Raw genomic sequence first — 569 nt, forward strand, 5'->3', positions numbered from 1 at the left:
TGTTCAATCATTACCCCTTTAGGTTTCCCTGTTGACCCTGATGTGTAGATTACATATGCGAGGTGGTTGGGCAATGTGATTTTTGGTAGTTTTCTAGACGATTCTATTGCGATCTCCTCCCATTGGCTATCGAGTTTTATTATTTGATTTAGCTTAGCATCTTGCACTGCTTTAATAGCTTTTGAGGTAGTCAGTAATACCTCCAGTTTAGCATCCTCTATCATATAGTTGATACGTTGGCTGGGATATTCGGGATCTATAGGTACATAAGCTCCTCCTGCTTTTAAGATTCCCAGAATGCCCACGATCATTTCTATAGAGCGTTCCAAACAAATCCCTACCAACACATCACCTTTCACACCATTTTTACGTAGGTATCGAGCTAATTGATTGGAACGTTTGTCCAGGTCTTTATAATTCAGTTGGTTTTCTTCAAAAACTACAGCAATATGTTCGGGATTATTTTTGACCTGTTCCTCAAACAAGTCGATAACCGTTTTGTCTTTTGGGTATTCGACCTGGGTATCATTGAATACTTTTAATAACTGATGTTCTTCTTTGGGGGTTAA

At 38.8% G+C, this 569-nt stretch carries 1 protein-coding gene; it reads right to left on the minus strand.

Annotation, left to right across the window (positions count from 1 at the left end; translation table 11 throughout):
- The coding region (locus tag ABD816_RS22245) for an AMP-binding protein (RefSeq protein ID WP_344931125.1) at window positions 1-569 on the minus strand (569 nt) is incomplete at both ends.

This window comes from Aquimarina addita (assembly GCF_039539305.1).
In the GTDB taxonomy this organism is placed as follows: Bacteria; Bacteroidota; Bacteroidia; order Flavobacteriales; family Flavobacteriaceae; genus Aquimarina; species Aquimarina addita.